Genomic DNA, 16,314 nt, shown 5'->3' on the forward strand with positions numbered 1-16,314 from the left:
CCAGCTCCTACAAGGATGAGGAGCCGGATTTCAGGTTGCGAAGCATGCACTATCTCGGTGCACAACGGCAGTCCTGATTACTTCAAGCTGCCCGAAAGGAACTGCTGCAAGCGCTCGGACTGCGGATTGACCAGCACTTCGCGCGGGTTGCCGCTTTCTTCGACCAGGCCTTTGTGCAGAAACACCAACTGGTTCGACACTTCACGGGCGAAGCCCATCTCGTGGGTCACCACAACCATGGTCCGGCCTTCCTGGGCAAGGGACTGCATGACCTTGAGCACATCACCTACCAGCTCCGGATCGAGTGCCGAAGTCGGCTCGTCAAACAGCATGACCTCAGGCTCCATCGCCAGTGCCCGGGCGATCGCCACGCGCTGTTGCTCGCCACCGGACATGTGCCCCGGGTAGGCGTCCTTGCGATGGGCTACGCCGACCTTGGCCAGGTACATCTCGGCCTTCTCGCGGGCGTCGGCCTTGGACATGCCAAGCACATGTACCGGCGCTTCCATGATGTTTTCCATGGCGGTCATGTGCGACCACAGATTGAAATGCTGGAACACCATCGACAGGCGCGAACGCATGCGTTGCAGCTGTTTCGGGTCGGCGGCCTTCATCGCGCCGTCCTTGTTGGCCACCAGCTTCAACTCTTCGTTGTTGAGCAGGATCTTGCCGGCGTGCGGCTGCTCCAGCAGGTTGATACAACGCAGGAAAGTACTTTTGCCGGAGCCACTGGAGCCGATGATGCTGATCACATCGCCTGCCGCTGCCTTCAGGGACACACCCTTGAGCACTTCGTGACTGCCATAGCGTTTATGCAGGTCTTGGACTTCAAGTTTGTACATGCTGTCGGTTCTCACAAAAACAGTCAGTCGTTGAGCAAGCGCCCGTGACGCAGCGCTTCGCGCCCCGCCACCTTGGCCAGCCAGAAACCGGGTTGGGCATACCGCAGCCGTTCCACGGCAAACAGCACGCCGGCCGTACCAGCACACACGGTGCTGACCCGATCAGCCAATGGATCAATCACTTCAAAAATCTCGTCACCGGCTTCCACCCACTCGCCAGGCTCACGCAAGAAACTGACGACCCCCGGATGGGGCGCAAACAGCAACTCGGTGCCTTCGAATGGCAGGCCCTCGCAGGCCTCGCGCTCCGGCGCCGGCCACTGACCGCTGATCAATCCCTGTTCAGCGAGGAACGCCAGGATGCCCTCGGCATGCGCCTCGGCTTGCGGGCGACCAGTGTCAGCCTGGCCACCCAGTTCAATGGTGGTCGCCAGACACGCCAGCGGGATCTGCGCCTCGGGAAACTGTCGCGACAGGCGCAGCCAGGGCAGCGAGCAGGCCTCGTCGAAGGAGCTGCCGCCGGAATCTTCGGCCAGCAAGCCGACACGCACATCCAGGTGCGCCGCCAGCGAACGCCACTGCGGCCAATGCTGCGGCAAGGCGTACATATGCAGCGCGGCTTCAGCGTCGCAGTGCAGGTCCAGCACCACATCGGCGGTGCAGGCGTGGCTGAGGAGGATGCGCTGCATGCCCTGCAACTGGCTGCGGGCCGGTGGCAAATTGGCGAGCAGATCGCTCATGGCCTGGCGGATCAACTGGATATTGGCGTGAGGATCATCTCCCAGGCGCCCTTCCAACTGCGCCGCCACCGGCGCGCTCAATTCAACGAAGTCGCGGTTGAAATTCTTCCCGCTGCCTGCCTCGAAACGCCCTTGGTGACTGCCTTGCAGCAGCTGCCCCAGACCCAGCGGATTGGCCACCGGCACCAGTTCGATCACACCGTTCAGGGCGCCCTGGGCTTCCAATTCGGCCAGACGTTTTTTCAACTCCCAGGCGGTGCGCATCCCCGGCAATTCGTCGGCGTGCAGGCTGGCCTGGATATAGGCCTTGCGCTCGCCACTGCCGAAACGGAACACCGAAATCTGCCGCTCGCTGCCCAGATGATTCCACGGCAACTGATGATCGATACGTTCCATATCAGTGCTTCCGCGGGGCCAGGTAACCCAGCCAGCGGCGCTCGGCCATCTTGAACAGGCGCACGAGAATGAAGGTCAAGCACAGGTAGAACACGCCAGCGGTAATGTAGGCCTCGAACGGCAAGTAGTACTGGGCATTCACGGTCCGTGCGGCACCAGTGATGTCGATCAGGGTCACGATGGAGGCCAGACTGGTGGTCTGCAGCATCATGATCACTTCGTTGCTGTACTGCGGCAGGGCCCGGCGCAGGGCCGATGGCAGCAGGATGCGCTTGTACATCTTGAAGCGCGACATGCCGACCGCCTTGGCTGCTTCGATTTCACCGTTGGGCGTGGCCCGCAGGCTGCCGGCGATGATTTCAGCGGTGTAGGCACTGGTGTTGATGGCGAAGGCCAGGCACGCACAGAAGGTTGCGCTGGACAGCCATGGCCAGAGGAAGCTCTCGCGCACCGCCTCGAACTGGGCCAGACCGTAGTAGATCAGGAACAGTTGCACCAGCATCGGAGTGCCACGGATCACGTAGGTGTAGAGCCAGGCGGCCCCATTGACGATCGAGTTCTTCGATACGCGCATCAAGCCCAGGGGCAAGGCACACAGCAGGCCGAAGAACAGCGACAACGCGAGCAATTTCAGAGTGGTCAGCAGGCCGCCGAGGTACAACGGCAGTGCCTCCCAGATGACGTTGTAGTCGAAGATCATAGATCAGCCGCCCTTACGCCTACCGAGTAGCGCTTCTCAAGGTGACGCAATGCCAGCAAGGAGACACTGGTGATCACCAGGTACATTGCCGCCACTGCAAGGAAGAAGGTGAAAGGCTCGCGAGTGGCGTCTGCCGCCTGCTTGGCCTTGAACATCATGTCTTGCAGGCCGACCACCGAAATCAGTGCGGTCGCCTTGGTCAACACCAGCCAGTTGTTGGTGAAGCCGGGAATCGCCAGGCGAATCATCTGCGGCACCATGACCCGGAAGAACACCTGGAAGCTGCTCATGCCGTACGCCATACCGGCTTCCGCCTGGCCTTTGGGAATTGCCATGAACGCCCCGCGGAAGGTTTCCGACAGGTAGGCGCCGAAGATGAAGCCCAGGGTGCCGATACCGGCCGCCAGCGGATTCAGGTCGATGTAGTCGTCATAACCGAGCAAAGGCGCTACCCGGTTGAGCAGGTCCTGACCGCCATAGAAAATCAGCAGGATCAGTACCAGATCGGGAATCCCGCGGATCACCGTGGAATACAGGTCGCCGAGCCAGGCCAGCCAGCGAATCGGCGACAGGCGCAACGCGACCCCGATCAGACCCAGAACAATGGCCAAGGCCATGGACGACAAGGCGAGTTGCAGCGTCAGCCATGCGCCATCGAGGATGACAGCCCCGTAGCCTTTCAACATGATTCAGGTCCTCGAAAATTGGGATGAAAAAATGGCGCAAACCGCAGAGATTCTGTTGCTTGCGCCATTTCGGACTTACGCTGCGACGTTTACTGGCCGTAAATGTCGAAGTCGAAGTACTTGTCCTGGATTTGCTTGTACTTGCCGTTCTCGCGAATGGCCGTGATCGCGGTATTGATCTGCTCTTTCAGCGCGTCACCCTTGCGGACTGCGATACCCACGCCGTCACCGAAGTATTTGACGTCGGTGAACGCCGGACCGACAAACGCGAAGCCCTTGCCGGCGTCGGTTTTCAGGAAGCCGTCATTCAACAGGGTAGCGTCTGCCACGGTGCCGTCGAGGCGACCGGCGGCCACGTCCAGGTAGATTTCGTTCTGCGAGCCGTACGGCTTGATTTCAGCGCCCAGCGGGGCCAGGACTTCACGGGCGAAACGCTCGTGGATCGAGCCACGTTGCACGCCAATGTTCTTGCCCTTGAGCTCGGCCAGGCCGTCGCTGACCTGGGTGCCTGCTTTCATGACCAGGCGAGCCGGGGTGTTGTAGTACTTGTTGGTGAAGTCCACGGACTTCTTGCGATCATCAGTGATCGACATGGACGACAGAATGGCGTCGATCTTGCGCACCTTGAGCGCAGGGATCAGACCGTCGAATTCCTGCTCCACCCACACGCACTTGACCTTCATCTGTTCGCACAGGGCGTTGCCGATGTCGTAGTCGAAGCCAACGATGCTGCCATCCGGCGCCTTGGATGCGAATGGAGGGTAAGCCGCCTCGATACCAATTTTCAGAGGCTTTTCATCGGCGAAAGTTGGCATGGACAGCACGGACAGTGCCAGGGCGCCAAGCAGCACGAGTTTCTTCATCTTGGGACTCCATCGGTAAAGGGCGAAAACGGCAGAGTGAGCATCAGCCCAATATGCGAATGGGTTAAACGAAAATAGCGTTGCTGCGTCCTGCTTGCCCGGCGCTGAATTCAACACGGACAACGACGAGCGAGTGATCGGCATTCTAACGACAGGCCCCAAGCCGATATTTCTTCAATGCGACAACTAGTTACAGATGCGCCGAGAAAGCCGTTAGAGCACATTGACAGCCCTTGAAATTCATGCAAGAGCAAAAGACGTAGAACCGATCTATGCTGCAAATAGCGGGCCTATTATTGGCAAACCCTTCTAATCCGGCAAGCGCAGCGTAATGTCATATTTTTCATACGGCCAATCAAGGCTCTAAAATGGGGCCTTACGTTTCCCATTGCCCCGAATTGACGCGCACGGTTACACAATTTGGCGCGACGGTAACGCAGAGAAACGTCCTACACTCACATCGATATTTATTCGCTCGAAAGTGCCTGTGTCATCTTTTTCGAAGGCCACAAAAAAGCCCCGCCAGGTACCAGACCTGGCGGGGCTCGAAGGCTCAAGAACGTGGTTTACGCGACGTTCATGGTCTTGTGGGTGTCGATCAGGTGTTGCACCACGCCCGGGTCGGCCAGGGTGGAAATGTCGCCCAGTCCGTCGTACTCGGCGGTGGCAATCTTGCGCAGGATCCGGCGCATGATTTTCCCCGAGCGGGTTTTCGGCAGCCCCGGCGCCCATTGGATGACGTCCGGTGAAGCAATCGGGCCGATCTCCTTACGCACCCAGTTTTTCAGTTCCAGGCGCAAGGCTTCGTTCGGCTCTTCGCCGCCGTTGAGGGTGACGTAGACGTAGATGCCCTGCCCCTTGATGTCGTGCGGCACACCGACCACCGCGGCCTCGGCCACTTTCGGGTGCGCGACCATCGCGCTTTCGATCTCGGCGGTGCCCATGCGGTGCCCGGAAACGTTGAGTACGTCGTCCACGCGCCCGGTGATCCACCAGTAACCGTCTTCATCGCGACGCGCGCCGTCACCCGTGAAGTACATGCCGCGGAAGGTCTTGAAGTAGGTGTCGACGAAGCGGTCATGGTCGCCGTACAGGGTACGCGCCTGGCCTGGCCACGAGTCGAGAATCACCAGGTTGCCTTCGGCAGCGCCCTCGATGATGTTGCCCAGGTTGTCCACCAGCGCCGGCACCACACCGAAGAACGGTCGCGCCGCCGAGCCTGGCTTCAGGGCGTGAGCCCCAGGCAGCGGGCTCATCAGGGTGGCGCCGGTTTCGGTCTGCCACCAGGTGTCGACGATCGGGCAACGGGATTGACCGACGTTCTTGTAGTACCAGTCCCAGGCTTCCGGGTTGATCGGCTCGCCCACCGAGCCCAGCAGGCGCAGGCTGCTGCCGTCGGCACCCTCGCAGGCAGCGGTGCCCGCCGCCATCATGGCGCGGATCGCGGTCGGTGCGGTGTAGAGGATATTGACCTTGTGCTTGTCGACGATCTTCGCCACCCGAGTGATATCAGGGTAGTTCGGCACGCCTTCGAACAGCAAAGTGGTCGCGCCATTAGCCAGAGGGCCGTAGACAATGTAGGTGTGGCCGGTGACCCAGCCGACGTCGGCGGTGCACCAGTAGATTTCGCCCGGACGGTAGTCGAACACGCGCTCATGGGTCAGCGACGCATAAAGCAGGTAGCCGCCGGTGGTGTGCTGCACGCCCTTAGGCTTGCCGGTGGAGCCGGAGGTATAGAGGATGAACAGGGCTTCTTCAGCACCCATTTCTTTCGGTGCGCAGACGGTGCCCGCCACTTTCATCAGATCCTCGAACCAGATGTCACGATGCTGGTTCCACTTGATGTCGCCACCGGTGCGCTTGCACACGATGACTTTCTGAATGCTGCTGGTTTCAGGGTTGGTCAGAGCGTCGTCGACGTTGGCCTTGAGCGGAATTTTCTTGCCGGCGCGCAGGCCTTCGTCCGCAGTAATCACCACTTTCGATTTGCAGTCGATGATCCGGCCCGCCAGGGCTTCCGGCGAGAAGCCGCCGAACACCACCGAGTGAATCGCGCCGATCCGAGTGCACGCCAGCATGGCGACCACGGCTTCGGGGATCATTGGCATATAGATGGTCACCACGTCACCGCGGTGCACGTCTTGCCCACGCAGGGCGTTGGCGAACTTGCAGACTTGTTCGTGCAGTTCGCGGTAGGTGATGTTGCGGCTTTCGGAAGGATCGTCACCCTCCCAGATGATTGCGACCTGATCGCCACGCTCGGCCAGATGACGGTCGAGGCAGTTGTAGGACACGTTCAGGGTGCCATCGGCAAACCACTTGATGTCGACATGGTGATCGTCGAAAGAGGTCTGTTTCACCGTGGTGAAAGGCTTGATCCAGTCGAGGCGCTTGGCTTGCTCGCGCCAGAAGCCGTCAGGGTTGACGACCGACTGCTGGTACATGGCTTTGTAGGTCGCCTCGTCAGTCAGCGTGTTGGCCGCAACCTCGGGACGAACGGGATACAGAGAAGCCGCACTCATCTTTCTTTACCTCGGTGAAATAGTTGTTTTTGTATGACCCCGTTGTAGCCCGAGGCGGACCTATAGAACCATTCGACGATGGTAGTAACAAGCCCCTACAAATTGCCCTGACTTCTCCTGACGGCTTGGCACGCACGTTCCAAAGCAATCTGAAAAACGATGATTGTTACAAGATCTGTCAACAGTGTTTATCAAAAGCGCGGCTATATGAATTTTTCTTCCCCACTTAAAATCTGCCTCGCCAACCAGGCATTGTGATTAACCCAGTTGCAGCCCCCACGAAGGCAGTTAATCCCAACTTTGTCATCAAGTTGTACACGCAGCCCCACAAAGGCTGCGTGACCCCACTCGACCTCAGGAAGGTAAATTCGAATGAAAGCTTTATTGGTTCTGGCCCTCAGCAGTCTGTGCGCGACCGCCATGGCGAACGAGGTCCCGACTGATGTCGCCAGCAATACGGTACCGGTAGAGGAATACACTTACTCGACTCATCTGGATATCGCCAAAGTTATATCCATGAGCGAAATCCCAAGTGTTTGCGAAGTTGTGCCAGCGCGCATGGAATATGAAGACTCGAATGGTCAACGGCATATTCTGCGTTACAGCGTTATGGGCAATGGTTGTTCTAACGGCTAACGCCTGACCTCGCTTCAAGGCTGTTTAGACTATCGGCCGCAAGCAATCGCGCTTGCGGCGAACAGCCCGCCACCGCCCTCCACGAGACGGCGACCCATCCCCAGACTTTCTACAGCATTCGGCAATTTGGACTTTTATACACATCGAATTATTCGATTTTTTTGAGCATTTTTTTGCGCTTTTTAATCGAATTCATCCGAGTAGTATTTATTCCAACACCACTGCACATCACTCATACCGGAGTCGCCACCATGAAACGCCACCTGATCCTCGCCCTGACCCTTTCCGTACTGGCCGCCAACACCTTCGCTGCCGATGGTTATGACCGCACCGTAGCGGCTGACGGTTTCGACCGCACTGGTTCGGCTACCCTCGCCGCTGATGGCTTCGACCGCACGGGTTCGGCTACCCTCGCCGCTGATGGCTTTGACCGCACCGGTTCGGCTACCCTCGCCGCCGATGGCTTCGATCACACGGGTTCGGCCAACCTCAGCTAAGTGCTGAATGCTCCGTCACAGCCCGGCCTTGGCCGGGCTTAGTTGTTTTTAGCCGGCGATAAAACTCACCCGCACCTTCAGTCCCGCCTGCGCGCCATCGTGCAAGGTGATCTGGGCCAGGTGTGCGCGGCAGATTTCGCCGACAATCGCCAACCCCAGGCCGGAGCCCGCAACCTGCTGGTTGCGCCGATAGAAACGCTCGAATACTCGGTCACGCTCCGCCACCGGAATCCCCGGCCCGTCATCCTCGACCTCAAGTACGGCCGGCGCACTGACCCGCAGGATCACATTGCCGCCGGACGGCGTATGGGCCAGGGCGTTGTCCACCAGATTGCTGAGTAGCTCATTGAGCAATGTAGGTTCGCCACGCAGCCACACCGGCTCGTCAGCCTCCAGCGCCAACGCGACGCCACGGGCATGGGCCAGAGGCGCCATGGCCATGCCCAGTTCGCGGGCCAACTGGCTCAGGTCGAGCAATTGCGCACCGCCCTCGGCAATCGCTCGCGCGCCGTTCTCGACCCGCGCCAGCGAGAGCAATTGGTTGGCCAGATGAGTCAGTCGATCGGTGCCTTGCGCGGCGCTCTCCAGGGTCTCGCGCCAAGTGATTGGATCCTGAGCACGCAGACCCAGCTCAAGACGGGCCTTGAGTGCCGCCAGCGGGGTGCGCAACTCGTGGGCAGCATCCGCGATAAATTGCGCCTGGCGCTCGAACTGTCCACGCAAACGCTCGGTGAAATGGTTGAGGGCGCGCACCAGTGGCCACAATTCCCGCTGCACCTCCACCAGTGGCAACGGCCGCAGGTCATCCGGCTGACGCTCTTCCACTGCCGTGCGCAAGCGCTCCAGCGGACGCAACGCCGCGCTGACGGCAAACCACACCAGCAGCAAGGCGCCGCCAGCGAGCATGCCCAGACGCAGCAGGGTGTCGGCCATCAAGCTGCGGGCCATGCTGACCCGCGCTTCATCCGTCTCGGCCACACGTATCTCGGCCATGCCGTTCATGTTCGGCTCGCTGACCGCCTTGAGCAGGCTGACCACTCGCACGTTCTGCCCCAGGTAGGTGGCGTTGTAGAAACGCGCCAATGCCGGGTAGTCGTCGGTGCGTGGCGTGCCTGGCGGCGGTCCGGGCAGGTTCTCGTAACCGGAAATCAGCTTCTGCTGGATGTCGTTGACCTGGTAGTAAATGCGCCCGGCGCTGTCGTAGGCGAAAGTGTCCAGCGCCACGTAAGGCACATCTGCGCTGAGGCTGCCGTCACGCTGAGACAGGCCGGCGGCAATGGTCCGCGCCGACGCCAACAAGGTCCGGTCATAGGCGGTGTCGGCAGCTTCGCGACCGTTCCAATAAGCGCTCAGGCCGCTGGCGATCATCAACACCACCAGCAGCAGCGCGAGGTTGCCGAGCAGCCCCCAACGCAAGCTTCTGGGCTTATGCATCGCGGCTTTCCAGCAAGTAGCCCAGGCCTCTGAAGGTGACAATGGCCACGGCATGGCCATCGAGTTTCTTGCGCAGGCGATGCACATAGATCTCGATGGCGTCAGGACTCGCCTCTTCATCCAGACCGAACACCTGGGAGGCCAGTTGCTCCTTGCTCATCACCCGACCGGGACGGGCGATCAACGCCTCCAGCACCGCCTGCTCGCGGGAGGTCAGGGTGAGCAGTTCGCCCGCGAGGCTGAAACGCCGGGTGTCCAGGTCATACACCAGCGCCCCGCAACGCTGCTGACGCTCGCCCCCCAGCACGCTCCGCCGGAGCAGGGCCTTGACCCGGGCTTCCAGTTCGCTCAGTTCGAAAGGTTTGGCCAGGTAATCATCGGCGCCGAGATTGAGCCCATGTACCCGATCCTTGACGTCGCTGCGAGCGGTCAGCATCAACACCGGCAGGTTCTTGCCGCGACCGCGCAGGCGCGCCAGCACTTCAAAACCGTCCAGGCGCGGCAGGCCGACATCGAGGATCGCCACCGCATAGTCTTCGCTGGCCAAGGCCAGGTCGGCCGCCACGCCATCGTGCAGCACATCCACGGTCAGACCGGTGCTCTTGAGCGCCTGGGCGACACTTTCGGCCAACTGCAGATGGTCTTCGACGAGCAGAACGCGCATGGATTTTTACCTCATGTTGGGAGGGTCGACGCCCTTCTTTGGCGCGGAGTGTACAGCCGCACTCGCCGCTGTGAAGCCCGAAAACCGTGAAAGTCTGCTGAAAGGTTAGCGAAAGGTTGGCTGGTTAGAGTCCCGCCACGGACAGTCTCGACTGCCGTGTTTTGAGAGTAGTGAACGAAAAACGCCCCGATGCGTTTTCGACCAATAAGAACAATAAACGGAGTGCTTCACGATGCTGTCCATGCAGCCTCAGGCTTTCACGCCTATCGGTTTTCCCCGCCTTGCAACCACCGCCCTCGCCAGTGCCGCCGCCCTTGCCGGCTTCGCACCTGTCAGCCAGGCCGCCTTCTTCGAAGACAGCAGCGCCACCGTCGAAACGCGCAACATGTACTTCAATCGTGACTTTCGCAGTGGCACCAGCGCCCAGCAATCCAAACGTGACGAGTGGGCCCAAGGCTTCATGCTCAATGTCGAGTCGGGTTATACCGATGGCACCGTAGGATTTGGCGTCGACGCCCTGGGCATGCTCGGTATCAAACTCGATTCCAGCCCAGACCGCACCGGCACCGGCTTGCTGCCGACCCATGACGATGGCCGTGCGGCCGACGAGTACTCCAAACTGGGCCTGACCGGCAAAGTGAAGATCTCCGCCACTGAACTGAAGATCGGCAGCCTGATTCCCGAACTGCCGATTCTCAAGGCCAACGATGGGCGAATCCTGCCGCAGACCTTTGAAGGTGGCTTGCTCACCTCCAAGGAGATCAAGAACCTGACCTTCACCGGCGGTCGCCTGGATAAAGCCAAGGACCGTGACAGCACCGACTTCGAAGACGTCGCGCTGAACAACAAGAACAGCCGCTTCGCCGGCACTGTAGCGGGCAGTCATTTCGACTTCGGCGGCGTCGACTACAAAGTCACTGACAAAATCACTGCCAGTTATCACTTCGCGCAACTCGGCGAGGTTTACAACCAGCACTTCCTCGGCTTGCTCGCCTCGCAACCGCTGGGTCCCGGCACCTTTTCCAGCGACCTGCGCCTGGCGGTCAGCGATGACTCCGGTGAGGCACGCGGTGGCAAGATCGACAACACCTCGCTCAATGGCCTGCTCAGCTACGCCTTGAGCGGGCACAAATTCAGCGCCGGTTACCAGCACATGTCCGGCGACAGCGCCTTCCCCTACGTCGACGGCTCCGACCCTTACCTGGTCAACTTCGTACAGATCAACGACTTCGCCGGCGCCGAAGAACGCTCCTGGCAAGCCCGTTACGATTACGACTTCGCCAAGCTTGGCGTGCCTGGCCTGAGTTTCATGAGCCGCTACATCAGTGGCGACAACATCAAGCTCAACAACGGTGAAACCGGCAAAGAATGGGAACGCAATACCGAGATCAAGTACGTCGTGCAAAGTGGCGCCCTCAAGGACGTTGCCCTGCGCCTGCGCAATGCCACCTACCGCTCCAACTATTCCGCCCGCGACGCCGATGAAGTGCGTGTGCTGGTGAGCTACAGCGTTGCCCTTTGGTAATTGAATTCACCCCATAACAACAACTCCTGTGGAGACTACCGATGAATCTTTCACTGCGTAACGTTGCACTGGCCGCCAGTTGCCTACTGTTCACTGCGCCGCTGCTGGCCGCCGAAAACGAAGAACCGAAACGCCCGGAATGCATTGCCCCGGCCTCGCCCGGCGGTGGTTTCGACCTGACCTGCAAGCTCGTGCAAAGCGCGCTGGTCAACGAAAAACTGCTGACCAAACCGATGCGCGTGACCTACATGCCCGGCGGCGTTGGTGCCGTTGCCTATAACGCAGTGGTCGCCCAGCGTCCCGCGGATGCCGGGACGCTGGTGGCCTGGTCCAGTGGTTCGCTGCTGAACCTGGCCCAGGGCAAGTTCGGCCGTTTCGACGAGAACGCAGTGCGCTGGCTGGCGGCAGTCGGCACCAGTTACGGCGCCATCGCCGTGAAGAAGGATTCGCCCTACAAGAACCTCGACGATCTGGTGCAGGCGCTGAAGAAAGATCCGAGCAAGGTGGTGATCGGTTCCGGTGGCACCGTGGGTAGCCAGGACTGGATGCAAACCGCGCTGATTGCCAAAGCCGCCGGGATCAACCCGCGTGACCTGCGCTACGTGGCCCTCGAAGGCGGCGGTGAAATTGCCACCGCCCTGCTCGGCGGTCACATTCAGGTCGGCAGCACCGACATTTCCGACTCCATGCCGCACATCCAGAGCGGTGACATGCGCCTGCTGGCGGTGTTCGCCAACGAGCGCCTGGACGAGCCGGAAATGAAGGACATTCCGACTGCCAAAGAGCAAGGCTACGACATCGTCTGGCCGGTGGTGCGCGGTTTCTACCTCGGGCCAAAAGTCAGCGATGCGGAATACGCCTGGTGGAAAAACGCCTTCGACACCCTTCTGGCTTCCGAAGACTTCGCCAAGCTGCGCGACCAGCGTGAGCTGTTCCCGTTCGCCATGACCGGGCCTGAGCTGGACACCTACGTGAAGAAGCAGGTTGCGGACTACAAGACCCTCGCCAAAGAGTTCGGCCTGATCCAGTAATCGCCCTGTCGCGTGGCCACGCCCTTGCGCATCAAGGCCGTGGCCCAGGAGTTTGTCATGCTCTTACAACGTATTTTTGCCGCGGCCCTGCTGCTGACCTGCGCTGGCCTGGCGCTGATGGCCTGGCCCTATCAAGCGTCATTTTCCTACGAACCGGTCGGACCTCGGGCCTACCCGCTGCTGATGCTCGGGCTGATGAGCCTGGCGCTGGTTTACATGCTGCTGCGCCCGCAACCGACCAAACACAGCGAAGAAGAACCACCGCTGGACCGCGAAACCCTGATCAAGATTGCGATCTGTGTGGGGCTGCTGCTGGTCTTCGCCGGCACCTTTGAAACCCTGGGTTTCATCCTCAGCAGCATCCTGATCGGCGTGCCGATGGCGCGTCTGTATGGCGGCCGCTGGCTGCCCTCGGCAGTGATTATCAGCTTGATGAGCGTCGGCCTGTATCTGCTGTTCGATAAGGCCATGGACGTTCCCCTGCCCCTCGGTCTGCTCGACGTCCTGGAGAACTGATATGGAAACGTTTGCCTATTTGGGCCAGGGCTTCGGCGTCGCGCTGAGCCCTTACAACCTGGTGACCGCGCTGTGCGGCACCCTGATTGGCACCGTGGTCGGCCTGCTCCCGGGCCTGGGTCCGATCAATGGCGTGGCGCTGCTGATCCCGATCGCCTTCGCCCTGGGTTTGCCACCGGAATCGGCCCTGATTTTGCTGGCCGCGGTGTACCTGGGCTGCGAGTACGGCGGGCGCATCAGCTCGATCCTGCTCAACATCCCGGGTGAAGCTTCCACCGTGATGACCACCCTCGACGGTTACCCGATGGCCCGTAAAGGCCTGGCTGGCGTAGCCCTGTCGTTGTCGGCCTGGAGCTCGTTCATCGGTGCGTTTATCGCCACCTGCGGCATGGTCCTGTTCGCCCCGTTGCTAGCGAAATGGGCGATTGCCTTCGGCCCGGCGGAATATTTCGTGCTGATGGTGTTCGCCATCGTCTGCCTCGGCGGCATGGCCGGTGACAAGCCACTGAAAACCTTTGTCGCCGCCTTGATCGGGCTGTTCCTGTCGGCGGTCGGCATCGACGCCAACAGCGGCGTCTACCGCTTCACCGGCGACAACATCCACCTCACCGACGGCATTCAATTTGTAGTGCTGGTGCTGGGCTTGTTCTCGATCAGCGAGATTCTATTGCTGCTGGAAAAAACCCACCGTGGCCAGGAAGCGGTGAAAGCCACCGGGCGCATGCTGTTCAACATCAAGGAAGCCGGTGCGGTGTTCGCGGTGAATATTCGCTGCGGCCTGCTCGGTTTCATCATGGGCGTACTGCCAGGTGCCGGCGCGACACTGGCCTCGGCCGTGGCCTACATGACGGAAAAACGCATGGCCGGCGCCAGCGGCAAGTTCGGCCAGGGCGACATGCGTGGCCTGGCTGCACCGGAAACCGCCATCGGCGCGTCGGCCTGCGGCGCCCTGGTGCCGATGCTGACCCTCGGCGTGCCAGGTTCGGGCACCACGGCGGTGATGATCGGCGCCCTGTCGCTGTACAACATCACCCCGGGCCCGCTGTTGTTCCAACAGCAGCCGGACATCGTCTGGGGCCTGATCGCCTCGTTGTTCATCGCCAACATCATGCTGGTGATCCTCAACATTCCGATGATCCGCCTGTTCACCCGCATCCTCGCCGTGCCGAACTGGGCGCTGGTGCCGGTGATCGCAATCATCACCGCGATTGGCGTCTACGCCGTGCACGCCACCACCTTCGATCTGTTCCTGATGATCGGCATCGGCATCTTCGGCTACATCCTGCGCAAGCTCGACTTCCCGCTGTCGCCGGTCCTGCTGGGCTTCATCCTCGGCGGCCTGATGGAGCAGAACCTGCGCCGGGCGCTGTCGATTTCCAATGGCGCGCTGGAGATTTTGTGGTCGAGCCCGATCACCTTCGGCGTCTGGGTGCTGACCGCACTGATGCTGCTGTTCCCGCTGCTGCGCATCTGGCGCAAACGTTCCCTGCAGCGCCGCGCCATTGCCGATGTCTGAAGTCGGTCTGAAAGCCTGGTGGGGAACACCGCTGGTCGGTCTGCTGGGCGGCTATGTCGCCAGCCAGATCGGCTGGCCGCTGCCGTGGATGGTTGGCTCGTTGCTGGCGATCATCCTGGTGCGCTGCCTGACGCCCTGGCAACTGGCGGAAATCCCCGGCGGGCGTAAATGCGGTCAGTGGATCGTCGGAATCGGTATCGGCCTGCACTTCACCCCGGTGGTGATGGAGCAGGTCATGAGTCATTTTGGCCTGATCTTTTTCGGGGCGCTGGTCACCAGCGTGTCGGCAGTCGTCGGCGTCTGGCTGATGCGGCGCACCGGCGAGGATCGGGCCACCGCGTTTTTCTCCAGCATGCCCGGCGGCTCTGGCGAAATGGTCAACCTCGGTGCGCGCAATGGCGCTGTGCTCAGTCGCGTGGCGGCCGGGCAAAGCCTGCGGGTGCTGGTGGTAGTGCTGTGCGTACCGGCCGCCTTCAAATACCTGTTGGGCGAAGGCGTGCCGCTGCTGCATCCGGCGACTGTCGACTGGCGCTGGCTGGCGTTGTTGTTTCCGGCGGGCGCCTTGTGTGCCTGGCTGTGGCAACGCTTGCGCCAACCCAACCCCTGGCTGTTCGGCCCGTTGCTGGTAAGTGCTGCGGTGAGCATTGGCTGGGACCTGCACATCGGTTTGCCCGATGGCGGCAGTCAGATCGGCCAGTGGTTGATTGGCAGCGGCCTGGGTTGCCATTTCAATCGAGAGTTTTTCCGCCGCGCCCCGTCATTCATGGGCCGCACCTTGGTCGGCACCGCACTGACCATGCTGATCGCCAGCCTCGCCGCCCTTGGCCTGAGCGCTGCTACTCACCTGGATCTGCGCTCGCTGACGTTGGGCATGATGCCCGGCGGCATTGCCGAAATGAGCCTGACCGCCGAGACCCTGCAACTCTCGGTACCCCTGGTGACGGCAATGCAGGTCATGCGCCTGTTGTTTGTGCTGTTCCTCGCCGAGCCCTTGTTCCGACACTGGGACCGGCAGCCGGACAGCCTCTGAGATAACGCCGGTCAGACGACGGGGGGCAAGCGCCACTCGATCGGCGTCTCGCCATTTTGCTCGAGGTACTTGTTGGTGCGACTGAAGTGCCCACAGCCGAGGAAGCCGCGATAGGCGGACAGCGGTGATGGATGCACGGAGGTCAGCACCAGGTGCTTGGTGGCGTCTATCAGCTTCTGTTTGCTCTGGGCGTGTGCGCCCCACAGCAGGAACACCAGGTGCGGCTGGTGCTCGCTGACCAGCGAAATGATCCGGTCAGTGAAGAACTGCCAGCCCTTGCCGGCATGGGCGTTAGCGTTGGCGCGCTCGACGGTCATGGTGGTATTGAGCATCAGCACGCCCTGATCGGCCCAGCTCTGCAGGTAGCCGTGGCTGGGAATGTCGATGTTCAGGTCACGCTTGAGCTCTTTATAGATGTTCACCAGCGACGGCGGCGCCGGCACGCCAGGCTGCACCGAGAAGCACAAGCCGTGGGCCTGGCCCGGACCGTGGTAAGGGTCCTGACCCAGAATCACCACTTTGACCTTGTCCAGCGGGGTCGAATTCAGCGCATTGAAAATCATCGGGCCCGGTGGATAGATCTCCTTGCCCGCCGCGCGCTCCTGTTGCAGGAATGTGCGCAACTCTGCCATGTACGGCTGGTCGAATTCGGCACGCAGTGCCTCCTTCCAGCTCGGTTCGAGTTTGATACGGTCGTCAGCAGTCATGGTTACATC

16 protein-coding genes are annotated in these 16,314 nt (G+C 60.9%); 7 read left to right on the forward strand and 9 right to left on the reverse strand.

What is annotated here, in order from left to right:
• Positions 1–77: 77 nt before the first annotated feature.
• The 6 genes from NR126_RS19700 to acs form a co-directional block, all read right to left on the reverse strand.
• Complete coding sequence (locus tag NR126_RS19700; protein ID WP_027621237.1) at positions 78–842, reverse strand: ABC transporter ATP-binding protein; 765 nt, start codon at positions 840–842, stop codon at positions 78–80.
• A 23-nt stretch (positions 843–865) separates the two neighbouring features.
• Positions 866–1,978, reverse strand: coding sequence for a M14 family metallopeptidase (locus NR126_RS19705; protein WP_256830898.1), 1,113 nt, complete (start codon positions 1,976–1,978; stop codon positions 866–868).
• 1 nt (position 1,979) lies between these two features.
• Positions 1,980–2,678 carry an ABC transporter permease gene (locus NR126_RS19710; RefSeq protein ID WP_027621235.1) on the reverse strand — a complete coding sequence of 233 codons (699 nt, stop codon included), beginning with the start codon at positions 2,676–2,678 and terminating at the stop codon, positions 1,980–1,982.
• Positions 2,675–3,364, reverse strand: a complete 690-nt coding sequence (locus tag NR126_RS19715; RefSeq protein WP_027621234.1) for an ABC transporter permease — start codon at positions 3,362–3,364, stop codon at positions 2,675–2,677. Before NR126_RS19715 ends, NR126_RS19710 begins: the two co-directional genes overlap by 4 nt.
• Before the next feature lie 89 nt (positions 3,365–3,453).
• Positions 3,454–4,227: an ABC transporter substrate-binding protein gene (locus NR126_RS19720; RefSeq protein ID WP_027621233.1), complete on the reverse strand. Its 774-nt coding sequence runs from the start codon at positions 4,225–4,227 to the stop codon at positions 3,454–3,456.
• Positions 4,228–4,793: 566 nt separating this feature from the next.
• The gene (gene acs, locus NR126_RS19725; protein ID WP_027621232.1) at positions 4,794–6,749 is read right to left on the reverse strand and encodes an acetate--CoA ligase; all 1,956 of its coding nucleotides are present in this window, start codon (positions 6,747–6,749) and stop codon (positions 4,794–4,796) included.
• Positions 6,750–7,121: 372 nt separating this feature from the next.
• Between acs and NR126_RS19730 the strand changes: the two genes are divergently transcribed.
• Both NR126_RS19730 and NR126_RS19735 read left to right on the forward strand, forming a co-directional pair.
• On the forward strand, positions 7,122–7,385 hold the full coding sequence (locus tag NR126_RS19730) for a DUF2790 domain-containing protein (RefSeq protein WP_027621231.1): 264 nt from the start codon (positions 7,122–7,124) through the stop codon (positions 7,383–7,385).
• Positions 7,386–7,636: 251 nt separating this feature from the next.
• On the forward strand, positions 7,637–7,882 hold the full coding sequence (locus NR126_RS19735; RefSeq protein WP_256830899.1) for a hypothetical protein: 246 nt from the start codon (positions 7,637–7,639) through the stop codon (positions 7,880–7,882).
• 48 nt (positions 7,883–7,930) lie between these two features.
• Here NR126_RS19735 and NR126_RS19740 read toward each other — a convergent pair whose 3' ends face one another.
• The gene (locus NR126_RS19740) at positions 7,931–9,316 is read right to left on the reverse strand and encodes a sensor histidine kinase (RefSeq protein WP_027621229.1); all 1,386 of its coding nucleotides are present in this window, start codon (positions 9,314–9,316) and stop codon (positions 7,931–7,933) included.
• The gene (locus NR126_RS19745; protein WP_256830900.1) at positions 9,309–9,980 is read right to left on the reverse strand and encodes a response regulator; all 672 of its coding nucleotides are present in this window, start codon (positions 9,978–9,980) and stop codon (positions 9,309–9,311) included. The genes NR126_RS19740 and NR126_RS19745 overlap by 8 nt, the downstream gene beginning before the upstream one ends.
• A gap of 232 nt (positions 9,981–10,212) precedes the next feature.
• Between NR126_RS19745 and NR126_RS19750 the strand changes: the two genes are divergently transcribed.
• From NR126_RS19750 to NR126_RS19770, 5 genes are read left to right on the forward strand one after another with little or no spacing between them, the layout of a single operon-like run.
• Entirely contained in the window at positions 10,213–11,505 is a 1,293-nt protein-coding gene (locus NR126_RS19750; RefSeq protein ID WP_105755788.1) for an OprD family porin, read from the forward strand.
• A 41-nt stretch (positions 11,506–11,546) separates the two neighbouring features.
• Positions 11,547–12,536, forward strand: coding sequence for a tripartite tricarboxylate transporter substrate binding protein (locus NR126_RS19755; RefSeq protein WP_027621226.1), 990 nt, complete (start codon positions 11,547–11,549; stop codon positions 12,534–12,536).
• Positions 12,537–12,593: 57 nt separating this feature from the next.
• On the forward strand, positions 12,594–13,052 hold the full coding sequence (locus tag NR126_RS19760; RefSeq protein ID WP_256830901.1) for a tripartite tricarboxylate transporter TctB family protein: 459 nt from the start codon (positions 12,594–12,596) through the stop codon (positions 13,050–13,052).
• Position 13,053: 1 nt separating this feature from the next.
• Entirely contained in the window at positions 13,054–14,568 is a 1,515-nt protein-coding gene (locus tag NR126_RS19765) for a tripartite tricarboxylate transporter permease (RefSeq protein ID WP_027621224.1), read from the forward strand.
• Positions 14,561–15,598 carry an AbrB family transcriptional regulator gene (locus NR126_RS19770; RefSeq protein ID WP_027621223.1) on the forward strand — a complete coding sequence of 346 codons (1,038 nt, stop codon included), beginning with the start codon at positions 14,561–14,563 and terminating at the stop codon, positions 15,596–15,598. Before NR126_RS19765 ends, NR126_RS19770 begins: the two co-directional genes overlap by 8 nt.
• An 11-nt stretch (positions 15,599–15,609) precedes the next feature.
• Here the strand turns inward: NR126_RS19770 and ung are convergent, their stop codons facing one another.
• Positions 15,610–16,305 (reverse strand): uracil-DNA glycosylase, encoded by a 696-nt coding sequence (gene ung, locus NR126_RS19775; protein ID WP_027621222.1) that lies wholly within the window; start codon positions 16,303–16,305, stop codon positions 15,610–15,612.
• Between the last annotated feature and the right edge of the window lie 9 nt (positions 16,306–16,314).

This window comes from Pseudomonas sp. Pse1 (assembly GCF_024519635.1).
Classification (GTDB): domain Bacteria; phylum Pseudomonadota; class Gammaproteobacteria; order Pseudomonadales; family Pseudomonadaceae; genus Aquipseudomonas.

Bases quoted from the DNA above. Each gene is read 5' to 3' on its own strand.
- NR126_RS19700 (WP_027621237.1), bottom strand. From the start codon at position 842: ATGTACAAACTTGAAGTCCAAGACCTGCATAAACGCTATGGCAGTCAC.
- NR126_RS19705 (WP_256830898.1), bottom strand. From the start codon at position 1,978: ATGGAACGTATCGATCATCAGTTGCCGTGGAATCATCTGGGCAGCGAG.
- NR126_RS19710 (WP_027621235.1), bottom strand. From the start codon at position 2,678: ATGATCTTCGACTACAACGTCATCTGGGAGGCACTGCCGTTGTACCTC.
- NR126_RS19715 (WP_027621234.1), bottom strand. From the start codon at position 3,364: ATGTTGAAAGGCTACGGGGCTGTCATCCTCGATGGCGCATGGCTGACG.
- NR126_RS19720 (WP_027621233.1), bottom strand. From the start codon at position 4,227: ATGAAGAAACTCGTGCTGCTTGGCGCCCTGGCACTGTCCGTGCTGTCC.
- acs (WP_027621232.1), bottom strand. From the start codon at position 6,749: ATGAGTGCGGCTTCTCTGTATCCCGTTCGTCCCGAGGTTGCGGCCAAC.
- NR126_RS19730 (WP_027621231.1), top strand. From the start codon at position 7,122: ATGAAAGCTTTATTGGTTCTGGCCCTCAGCAGTCTGTGCGCGACCGCC.
- NR126_RS19735 (WP_256830899.1), top strand. From the start codon at position 7,637: ATGAAACGCCACCTGATCCTCGCCCTGACCCTTTCCGTACTGGCCGCC.
- NR126_RS19740 (WP_027621229.1), bottom strand. From the start codon at position 9,316: ATGCATAAGCCCAGAAGCTTGCGTTGGGGGCTGCTCGGCAACCTCGCG.
- NR126_RS19745 (WP_256830900.1), bottom strand. From the start codon at position 9,980: ATGCGCGTTCTGCTCGTCGAAGACCATCTGCAGTTGGCCGAAAGTGTC.
- NR126_RS19750 (WP_105755788.1), top strand. From the start codon at position 10,213: ATGCTGTCCATGCAGCCTCAGGCTTTCACGCCTATCGGTTTTCCCCGC.
- NR126_RS19755 (WP_027621226.1), top strand. From the start codon at position 11,547: ATGAATCTTTCACTGCGTAACGTTGCACTGGCCGCCAGTTGCCTACTG.
- NR126_RS19760 (WP_256830901.1), top strand. From the start codon at position 12,594: ATGCTCTTACAACGTATTTTTGCCGCGGCCCTGCTGCTGACCTGCGCT.
- NR126_RS19765 (WP_027621224.1), top strand. From the start codon at position 13,054: ATGGAAACGTTTGCCTATTTGGGCCAGGGCTTCGGCGTCGCGCTGAGC.
- NR126_RS19770 (WP_027621223.1), top strand. From the start codon at position 14,561: ATGTCTGAAGTCGGTCTGAAAGCCTGGTGGGGAACACCGCTGGTCGGT.
- ung (WP_027621222.1), bottom strand. From the start codon at position 16,305: ATGACTGCTGACGACCGTATCAAACTCGAACCGAGCTGGAAGGAGGCA.